This is a genomic window from Frankia sp. CcCS3, from assembly GCF_977927575.1.
In genome coordinates this window covers 900-10,038 of the sequence record NZ_CDWRCL010000154.1, presented here as the reverse complement: position 1 = coordinate 10,038, position 9,139 = coordinate 900, and the positions used below count along the sequence as shown (strand labels likewise).

Annotated in this window: 11 protein-coding genes and 1 pseudogene; 5 read left to right on the top strand and 7 right to left on the bottom strand. The window is 69.3% G+C overall.

Annotation, left to right across the window (positions count from 1 at the left end; all coding sequences use genetic code 11):
* Positions 1-41: 41 nt before the first annotated feature.
* A complete protein-coding gene (locus AC08OQ_RS13690) occupies positions 42-857 on the bottom strand; it encodes a quinone oxidoreductase family protein (RefSeq protein ID WP_476612096.1) in 816 nt (271 codons plus the stop codon).
* A 67-nt stretch (positions 858-924) separates the two neighbouring features.
* Positions 925-1,416 carry a redoxin domain-containing protein gene (locus AC08OQ_RS13685; protein ID WP_462203903.1) on the bottom strand — a complete coding sequence of 164 codons (492 nt, stop codon included), beginning with the start codon at positions 1,414-1,416 and terminating at the stop codon, positions 925-927.
* Positions 1,417-1,548: 132 nt separating this feature from the next.
* Between AC08OQ_RS13685 and AC08OQ_RS13680 the strand changes: the two genes are divergently transcribed.
* The gene (locus AC08OQ_RS13680) at positions 1,549-2,169 is read left to right on the top strand and encodes a TetR/AcrR family transcriptional regulator (protein WP_476605400.1); all 621 of its coding nucleotides are present in this window, start codon (positions 1,549-1,551) and stop codon (positions 2,167-2,169) included.
* Between the two features lie 800 nt (positions 2,170-2,969).
* Here AC08OQ_RS13680 and AC08OQ_RS13675 read toward each other — a convergent pair.
* Positions 2,970-3,326, bottom strand: a pseudogene (locus AC08OQ_RS13675) (YncE family protein); the annotation flags it as partial.
* Positions 3,327-3,607: 281 nt separating this feature from the next.
* Between AC08OQ_RS13675 and AC08OQ_RS13670 the strand changes: the two are divergent.
* Positions 3,608-4,732: an SGNH/GDSL hydrolase family protein gene (locus AC08OQ_RS13670; protein ID WP_476605399.1), complete on the top strand. Its 1,125-nt coding sequence runs from the start codon at positions 3,608-3,610 to the stop codon at positions 4,730-4,732.
* A gap of 80 nt (positions 4,733-4,812) precedes the next feature.
* Here the strand turns inward: AC08OQ_RS13670 and sigJ are convergent, their stop codons facing one another.
* Complete coding sequence (gene sigJ, locus AC08OQ_RS13665; protein ID WP_476605398.1) at positions 4,813-5,691, bottom strand: RNA polymerase sigma factor SigJ; 879 nt, start codon at positions 5,689-5,691, stop codon at positions 4,813-4,815.
* 240 nt (positions 5,692-5,931) lie between these two features.
* Between sigJ and AC08OQ_RS13660 the strand changes: the two genes are divergently transcribed.
* On the top strand, positions 5,932-6,399 hold the full coding sequence (locus AC08OQ_RS13660; RefSeq protein ID WP_476602116.1) for an NAD(P)-dependent oxidoreductase: 468 nt from the start codon (positions 5,932-5,934) through the stop codon (positions 6,397-6,399).
* Between the two features lie 6 nt (positions 6,400-6,405).
* Positions 6,406-6,627: a hypothetical protein gene (locus AC08OQ_RS13655; RefSeq protein ID WP_476602117.1), complete on the top strand. Its 222-nt coding sequence runs from the start codon at positions 6,406-6,408 to the stop codon at positions 6,625-6,627.
* A gap of 76 nt (positions 6,628-6,703) precedes the next feature.
* On the opposite strand, the gene AC08OQ_RS13650 is transcribed toward AC08OQ_RS13655, so the two are convergent.
* Entirely contained in the window at positions 6,704-7,528 is an 825-nt protein-coding gene (locus AC08OQ_RS13650) for a Kelch repeat-containing protein (RefSeq protein WP_476605397.1), read from the bottom strand.
* Between AC08OQ_RS13650 and AC08OQ_RS13645 the strand changes: the two genes are divergently transcribed.
* Complete coding sequence (locus tag AC08OQ_RS13645) at positions 7,521-7,835, top strand: hypothetical protein (RefSeq protein WP_476605396.1); 315 nt, start codon at positions 7,521-7,523, stop codon at positions 7,833-7,835. The two genes, AC08OQ_RS13650 and AC08OQ_RS13645, sit on opposite strands and share 8 nt — an antisense overlap.
* A gap of 486 nt (positions 7,836-8,321) precedes the next feature.
* On the opposite strand, the gene AC08OQ_RS13640 is transcribed toward AC08OQ_RS13645, so the two are convergent.
* Together AC08OQ_RS13640 and AC08OQ_RS13635 are read right to left on the bottom strand one after the other, a co-directional pair.
* Positions 8,322-8,651 (bottom strand): hypothetical protein, encoded by a 330-nt coding sequence (locus AC08OQ_RS13640; protein ID WP_476602120.1) that lies wholly within the window; start codon positions 8,649-8,651, stop codon positions 8,322-8,324.
* A gap of 49 nt (positions 8,652-8,700) precedes the next feature.
* Positions 8,701-9,139: SAM-dependent methyltransferase (locus AC08OQ_RS13635; protein WP_476605395.1), on the bottom strand; the 439-nt coding region annotated here is incomplete at its 5' end.

Here is a 9,139-nt window from a genome sequence, read left to right as displayed (position 1 = left end):
GGGTTGTGGGCGATTCATGTCACGACACGAGGCATGCCACATCAGGTCACAGCAGGCCACGCCGAACCAACATTACGCACAGTTACCAAACTGGCTGGGGTCTCACGCCCACCCCGGTTAACTTCGAAGACCCCGTATATGACGAGTTCACCCAGCGGGGCGAGCGCGTCGAGACTCGCGGTCGTCACCGCGCCGCCGACCGATTCATAAATGATATCGGGACCGTTTCCGTCGCTCGCCGCGCGCGCCTGCTCAACCCAGTCGGGTCGGGTGTAGTCGACTCCTGCGTCAGCGCCGAGCGAACGGGCTGTGTCGAGCTTCTCGGCGGTACTCGCGGCGGCGATCACGCTCCTTGCCCCCGCGTGCTTGGCGAGTTGGACGAGAAGCGTGCCGACCCCACCGGCGGCGGCGCTGACCAGCACCGCCTTGCCCTTCGGCGGTGCCTGCCTGGTCAGGTGCAGGGCAGTGAGTCCCTGGACCATCAACGCCGTCGCATCCTCGAACGGTAGTTCCGGTGGAAGCGGGGCGACGAAGTCGGCGCTGATCAGGACATGGTCCGCGTAACCCCCGAATGACACGCCCGCGGCAAACAGCGGCGCGGCGACGCGGGCACCGATCCCGAGCCCGCCGACACCGGCCCCGACGGCTTCGACGGTGCCGGCAACCTCCATGCCGAGGACGGCAGGAAGATCGGGTGTCACCGCATACCGGTTCTCACGCATGAGGACCTCGGCGAAGTTGACGCCGGCCGCATGGACTCGGACGAGTACCTGACCGGGACCCGGCGCCGGAGTGGGAGTCTCGACGATCTCGAAGACCTCGGATCCGCCGAAACGGTGTATCTGGACAGCTTTCACGGTGTGTATACCTCGCTTACCCGGAATGCGTTGTTGTCTGGCCGCGGCTCCACGGTGGGATGCGCGCTCATCCGTGGTCGCGTATGTAGCGGACCAACCCGACGACGTCGTCAGGGACCAGGCGTCCGATGGCGCCGCTGGAGTAGACAGCTGTGATCACGCTGCCATTGGGGGCCAGGACGAAACCGGTTGACTGGAGGTACCGCCGCGGGTCGCCGGAGGATTCATCATTGATGTAGGCATCCGTCGCCTCGGCTATCCCGTCGACGTCGGCACTGTGACCGACGGGAAAATCGATGCGATGCTTGTCGACGAGTCTGCGGCCGCTCTCCTCGTCGTCGACGGACAGCGCGGCGACCCGGACATCGAGATCCGTGAGAGCGTCGCCCGCCCGCTGGAACGCCGCGAGTTGTGCGTTGCAGTACGGGCACCACGATCCGCGATAGATCAGGACGACGCCGAAGTGGCCGGCCAGGTCCTCTGGCAGGCAGAGGGACCCTCCGCCGACCTTGGGAACCTGGACCTTCGGGAAGAGCTGGCCGTTGTCGAGCCGATTCATGATTGTTGCTCCCTCGCGCTGTCGCGTCGGGCGGTGTTGCCACTTTGAGTAGTGGACTGCCTGGTCCAGCGTACGGAGCTAGAATTGGACTTACAAGTCCAGTTTCGGTTAGCCTTACCGTCCGTGAGATCCATGAAGCCTGTGCCGATACTGACCCCTCGGGGTGCTGCGACCAGAGCCCGCATCGTGGCGGCCGCGGCCGAGCTGGTGCGCGAGCGCGGGGCGGCCGGCACGAGTCTGGACGATGTGATAGCTGTCACCGGGACCAGCAAGTCGCAGCTGTACCACTACTTCGCCAACAAGGACGACCTGATCCGGGCGGTGATACGGCAACAGGCGCAGCAGGTTGTCCAGGCCCAGCGCCCGGAGCTGGACTCCCTGGACTCCCTGGCCGCCCTGGGGCGCTGGCGAGACAAGATCATCGAGATACGGGCCGCGGTCGATCACACCGGCGGATGCCCGCTCGGGTCCCTGGCCAACGAGCTCGCCGATGGCGATCCGCGGACCCGTGGCGTCCTGCAGAGCTGCTTCACCGAATGGGAGTCCCCGCTGCTTGCCGGACTCACCGCGATGCGCGAGCGGGGAAGTCTTCGATCGGAAGCGGATCCGGCCGCGCTCGCCGAAGCCATCATGGCCGCGTTGCAGGGCGGTCTGCTGCTGAGCAAGACTTATCGCACCGATCGCCCGCTCGTTCGAGCATTGGACATGGCCATCGACCATGTCCGCAGATACTCCTGCGATGATGAGACGTGATCTCGGGAATCGGTATTTCGGCTGGTCGCACGCAGTCGCGGGCCGTGCCAGGTGGCGTCCGCGGCCCAACCCTCCACGCAGGTGATCAGTGATCGGCAGCCACGACTCGTGGTGAGAGTGTAGGACACCCCGAACATACGGACGATCACGGTGGCGATCCGGGTCAGGGTCCAGCGATGGTCACCCTGATTCTCGTTTTGAGATCAGGCCCGCCGCGCGGCCGGGCTACGCGCGCCCGTGGGACGGCTGCGCTCGCTGGGCGCGTTGCTGCAGGTCAAGCACGGTGTTGGCCCTTGGGCGTCTTACAGGCGAGGTGCGCGGTGCGCGTGCGGGCGAGCAGGTCCGTCAGGGCCGGGGTGAGGTTGGGGGCTAGGGCGGCCGGTTCGACCAGCCGTCGGGCGGGGGCGGGAAGATCGGCGAGGTCGGCCTTGAAGCGGCGGCCTCTCCCAACGTCGCCGGGCCGATGATCCGCCGGCCGCCCTGCATGACGAGCCGCAGCAGCGGCTCACCCAGGGAAGGTGGACGCTCGTCCCGGAGGCCGATCGTGTCGTTTGTGCCGGACCGGCGGAAGACCTGTTTGCGGCCGGGCAGGGTCTGCTCGCCGGGCGACAGCTCGCACGGCGGGTGGCCAGAGAAGTGCCGGGGAGGGACGAGGTCTGCGGGGGGGCCACGGAAGACGCGTTGTCTGTACCGTCCGCCGAGGCCGGGGAACGGCGGTGGGCATGGCCTGGCGCATCCGCCTTCCGGTTCCCGTCGGTGAGTTCCCGTGACCGTTGCAGCAAGAGGTAGTGGAGTCATAGCTACGCGTGACATCGGGAGTGGCGCGGGAAGGTCGCGGCGCGGGCGGCGGTGAAGTATCGCATGATTCCGGTGTGGCCGAGGGAGTAGCGCCCGGGCTGCGGCCAGACGGCGAGCCCGTGCGGCTCGTGGCCCACCGGGATCTCGGTCAACAGCCGGCCGGTCGTCGGGTCCGGCCCGCCGTTCCCGCCGTTCCCGCCGGTGTCGAACACGTACACGACGTTGCTGCGCCGGCCGGACAGCCACAGCCGGGTCCCGTCGGCGTTGACGTTGCCCATGTCGGGAATCCCGCCGCCGGGGATGGCCCAGTTTGCGACGATCTTCCTGGTGGTGAAGGAGATGACCGACACGGAGCCCCGATTTACAGACCGCCACTTTGGGGTGTCGCAGGCCTGCTCTGGGCGTCGCAGGACTGCTACTCCACGTACGCCACATCCGTGGACTCCACTCCACGGCCTGTCATCATGACGGTATGACGGGTAGCGATCTCGGGCGATGCCGGTGGAGCATGCTCGTGGTGGGCCTGGTGGGCCTGGTGGCGGCCGTGGCGGTCGCGGGTTGCCGTGACACAGGCGCAGCGGATGTATCCCGTAGCCGACAGAACGTTGCGGCAGCGACATCGCAACCATCTGTGACGACGGTGCCACGTTTGCGGCAGGCGATGGTGACCGTGCAGGCCGGACGCTCGCGCACAGTCGTCGGGCTGAGCGTGGTGGCCCTGCACGGCCGGGTCACCGGCCCCGCGGCATCCACAACGTGGACGATGCTGTCGGGACCGGCCCCGGCCCGGTTCGCCGGTGACACGCCAGACACGACGGTGACCCTCCCGGTTCCGGGCAACTACGTGTTCCAGTTGACCGCGACCGACCGGTTCGGCCGTTCACGATCCTCGCGGACCAGGCTGACCGCGCTGCGCTACGTCGCGCTGGGTGACTCGTATTCCTCCGGTGACGGAGCCGGCCCCGTCGCCGACTACCTCCCGGGCAGCTACCGGCTATTCGGTGGCTGCCGACGCTCGACCGCCGCCTACCCGGCTCTCGTCCACGCCGCCCTGGCCACCAAGGACCCGCCGCCGTCCGCGACGTCTGATCCACTGTTCACCTTCGGGGCCTGCGCGGGCGCACGCATCCGGGACTTCTCCACGTCGCAGGGGCCTGGCACCCCACCACAGGACACCTATCTGGACGGGCCGGCCGACACCGTCGGACTGGTCACCCTCACCGTCGGCGGCAACGACATCGGTTTCGCCGACATCGCGGTCTACTGTGCGGCACTGCACGTGACCACACTTCTCCCGTCCTGCCGGGAGCACTCCGCACCGGCCGTCGGGACTGCTCTGAACACCCTGCAGCCACAACTCACTGAGACCTACCGGGCTATCCGACGGGCCCCCAGCCTCGCCCCCGGGGCACGGATCCTCGTCCTGGGCTATCCCCGGCTGTTCCCCGACACTCTGGACGCCCCGTGCCCGGTCAGCGTCCTCGGGAAGCTGGGGGTACGCATCCAGCCGGCCGACGCGGCCTGGTTCAACCAGACCGTCCACGACCTCAACAGCACGATCCGCGCCGCCGCGAGGGCGGCCGGCGTGACCTACGTGGACACCGAGAACGCCTTCGCCGGGCACGAGTTCTGCAGCAGTACAGGCAGTCCCCCCGACGTCGACCCCCTCGGAACGCCGTTCTCCGCCGCGTTCCACCCCAACGGCCAGGGGCAGCGCGCACTGGCCACCGCGATCATCGCCGCCTACCTTCCCACCGGCCGTTGACCACATCCGAGGCTGACACATTCGAGGCTGACACATTCGAGACTGTCTCCGGGTCTGTCGGGGGTCTGTCAAAAACACCCCTAGTCGGCGAGAACCAGGCGGTGGAGTTTGTCGGGGTCGAGGATCAGGTCGATGGTGGCGATCAGTCCGTCGCGCACGGTGAGGCCGGCGACGGCGATGACACCGGTCGATGTGCGCGCGACGATCCCGGCGGTGCCGTTGACCAGAGCTGGCTGGCAGTGCCGCGCGAAGCGGGGGCCTTGGATGGCGGTGTGCTGTGCGACGTCCGCGGAGCCGGTGAGCAGCGCGGGCGCGAGCCGGGTGCGTGAGCCGGTGTCGACGCGGAACACGACGTCGGGGTCGAGCACCGCGACGAGGGCGTCGAAGTCGCCGGCCCGGGCGGCGGCCAGGAACGCGGCGACGACCTTGCGCTGTGCGGCGAGGTCGGGGTCCGGGACCGTCGGGGCGCCTCGCACCCGCCGTCGGGCGCGGCTGGCGAGCTGGCGGGCCGCGGCGGGGGTCCGGTCGACTATCGGGGCGATCTCCTCGAACGGCACGGCGAACATGTCGTGCAGGACGAACGCGAGCCGCTCGGACGGGGTGAGCGTCTCGAGCACGACGAGCAGCGCCAGGCCGGCGGAGTCGGCGAGCACGGTCTGCTGCTCCGGGCCGTCACCGTCCTCGGCGCTGACGATCGGCTCGGGCAGCCAGGTGCCCACGAAGTCCTCCCGGCGCGCCTGGCGGGCACGCAGCATGTCGATGCACACCCGACCCACGACCGTCGTCAGCCAACCGCCGAGGTTGTTGATCGCCTCGTCGCCGGAGCGGCTCAGCCGCAGCCATGCCTCCTGGACGGCGTCCTCGGCCTCGCTGAGCGAACCGAGCATGCGGTACGCGACCGCCTGCAGCCGCGGGCGCTGGCGCTCGAACTGCTCGGCCTGCCACGTCGCATCGTCCATTGCCTGCACCCCTCGCTTGCACCCCTCCGGACCAGCCTCTCCTGAGCAGTTGACGAACGCGGCACCGCCGATGTGACGGGGCCACCCCCGTGACGCCACCCGTCTGGGTCCTGGGGACGGCTGGTAGCCGGTGGCCGGTGGGCGCGGCGGTCACATCTGTCCGGCGGGATCCGACAGACATCCGACGGACATCCGACAGGCAGGTGATCCGCGTACCCGTGGGTCAGGAGGAGCGCAGCAATGAGGATTGTCGTGTTCGGAGCGAACGGGCCGACCGGCGGGCTGCTGACCGAGCAGGCGCTGGCCGCCGGTTACGACGTCGTCGCGGTGACCAGGCGACCGGCGGAATTCCCGATTACGCACGAACGGCTCGACGTCGTGGGGGCCGACGTGCACGACGCCCAGGCCGTCGATCGGGCCGTCGCAGGAGCCGACGTGGTGCTGTCGACGCTTGGCGTGCCGTTCACGCGCGAACCGATCAACATCTACAGCGACGGAATCCGGAACATCACTGCGGCGATGTTCCGGCACGGGGTCAAGCGAGTGGTCGTGGTGAGCTCGAGTGCCACCGAGCCGCATCATCATGCCGATGGCGGTTTCCTGCTTAACCGGGTCCTCCAGCCGCTGATCACCGCGACGATCGGCAAGACGACCTACCGTGACATGCGCCGCATGGAGGAACTTCTGCGCGACAGCAACCTGGATTAGACGATCATGCGTCCCTCGGGTCTGTTCGATGCGCCCGGGGTGACGAGCTACGAGCTTCACGAGGACCAGGCACCGGGTATCTTCACCAGCCGCATGGACCTGGCCGCGAGCCTGCTCGAACAGGCGACCGAGGTACGGTTCGTGCACAAGGCGGTCGCCGTGACGACCCGCGAAGGCGCCCCGACGCTATTTCAGATGTTGCGCCGGGAGGCATTCAAGCGGGACTGACCTCAGCAAACGCGGCCGGCGGCCGGCGCCGGCCTCATGGGACAGGGCGGCCGGCGCCGGCTGGTGGTGTTGTTCGTTACTTGTTCAGTGCGGCGGCGGTGTTCAGTGTCTTGCCGGTGCTGGACGTTCCACCCAGCACGTACACCCGGCCGTCACCACCGGTCGCCGCGGCATGCCCGGCCCGGGTAGAGGGGGAGCTGGTCGGTCCGGCGGCCCACCGGTCGTCCTTCGGGGTGTAGACCTGCACCGCCCCGGTGACGTTCCCGGCGCTGTCCCGCCCGCCGATGATGTAGACCCGGCCGTCGGGGCCGGTCGCCCCGGCGGCACCCGCGATGCCGTCCGGCAGGTCGGACATCTGGGCCCACGAGCCCTTCTCGGCCGCATCCGAACCCGGTGTGTAGGCGAAGACGTCGGTGGCCGCCCGCTGTGCGGAGCCGCCGCCAGCCCCGATGCCGCCGGCGGCCAGGATCCGGCCGTCCGGCAGGGCCGTCAGGACCGGAGCCCTGTTCGCGGGCGGCGGCGCTCCGGCCGTCGACCAGCTGTCCGAGCCGGGATCGTAGATCGCCAGGGTCTTCGCGTCGAGAACGTAGATCCTGCCGTCGGTGCCGCGGACCGCGCTCGGGTCACCCATGGCGCTCGGCAGGGGCTTCCCCGCCGACCAGCTTCCGTCGGACGGGGTGTACACCTCGACGATGTCCGTGGACTGGTTCGAGCTGCCGGACCGGCCGCCGATCGCGTAGATCCGGCCATCGAGGTCGGTCGCGGCGGCGAGATGGGTACGCGCGGTCGGCAGATCGGGCGCGTCCGTCCAGGCGTTCTTCCGCGGGTCGTAGACCTGGACCGTTCCCACCGGCGTCAGGGGGGCGACGCCCGGTGGCGACGTGGGTGAGCCGGTGCCCATCGGTGATGCGGGCGTGGTCGGTGAACCGGTCGGACTCGCGCCGGGTGATCCGGCCAGCGGCTTCCGGGTCAGGCTGGCCGGACCCACCGTCGATGTCGTCGCGGAACTTCCGGGCGTCCCGGTGGGGGCTGGCGACTGCGTCGGCGATGCGGGTGTGGCTATCGGTGAGGTGGGTGTGGCGGCCGGTGAAGTTGGTGTGGTGGTTGGTGACGCGGTCGGGCCGGGCGTTGCCGTGGGCGTCCCCGTAGGCGAGCCCGGGGCGCCGCCGCCGGCGCCCGTCTCGGCGGCTTGGCCGCCGATCGCATAGATCCGTCCGTCACATCCCGTGGTGGCCGCGAGATGGGCACGGGGAGCTGGCAGGGCGGTAACCGTCTCCCAGCTTTGCAACGGGCCGGCGATCTGGGGCAGCGACGGGCATCTGCCCGTCGGGCTGCCGGTCGGTGCTGCCGCCTCGGCCACCGAGCTGAGCAGCCCCGGCGCGGCCAGGGCTGCTGCCAGCGTGGCGGTCAGGACGAAGGCACGCGAGGCGCACCGACGTGATGTACGGGACCAGTTCATGAAGTCTCCCCCCTCTGAGGACCGCGGGTGCGGCCCTGACCGACGGGTGGATGGCATGGGCAGATGACGGTGCACGCGCGAGAACTAGCTGTACGTTGTGCATCCCGACGTTGTGCATTCCCATTGATTCGAAGAGTAATCGCCGTTGGGTTCGGTGCCCGCGGGTCCACCCGGACGGGACGAGTGGGCCTGACGCGGTGCGGGACCATCCCCCGACGGGGGTGGGTGGCGCGGGTCAGAGGTGGCCGCGGCGGACCAACAGGGCCAGGACGCAGGCCGACGGGGCCATCGGCAGCCATACCGTGATCATTCGGTAGCCGGGGGCGGCCGGCGCCACGACCACCATCCGGTCGGCCGGAAGCCCGGCCGCGAGATGGCAGGCGAACGTCTGGATGCCGCCGAGCACCGGGGGGAACTTGTCGGCGACCACCAGCACGCTCGGCACGTCGACCGGGCCGGTACCGGCCCCGGCGGGATCGGTACCCGGGGCCGGTCCGGTCCTCGCCGGGCGGATCGGCGCGTTCGGATCATCGGTGGGGCCCGGCGGGAGGGGAAGTCCCCTCACGCGTCGTCCGGCCGGCGACGAGGCTGAACGAGCCGCCAGGCAGAAGTCCTCAGAGCTTGCGGCCCACTCCGCAGAACTGCTGCACCTCGGCCGGGATACCGAGATCATTGGAGGCCGGCCGCCACCGCGAGCACGAGACGACGCCGGGCTCGAGCAGCTCGACCCGGTCGAAGAACACGGCGATCTGTTTCGCGTCGCGAAAGACAATGGGTGGTGTGGCGTTCTCGTTCCAGAACTGCCGCACCCGCTCCGCCTCCTCGGGATAGACCTCGTTGCTGGCGTGGGCGATGGCCAGATAACTACCGGACGGCACAGCATCCAGGATCCGGTGCACGATCCGCAGCGATTCCTCGGCATCCTGAACGAAGTTCAGCACCCCCAGCAGGGTGAGCGCGACCGGCCGGGTGAAGTCCAGCGTTCGGGCCGCGGCTTCCAGGATTCGGTCGGTATCCCGGATGTCGGCCTCGAGGTAGTTGGGAGTCGAAATG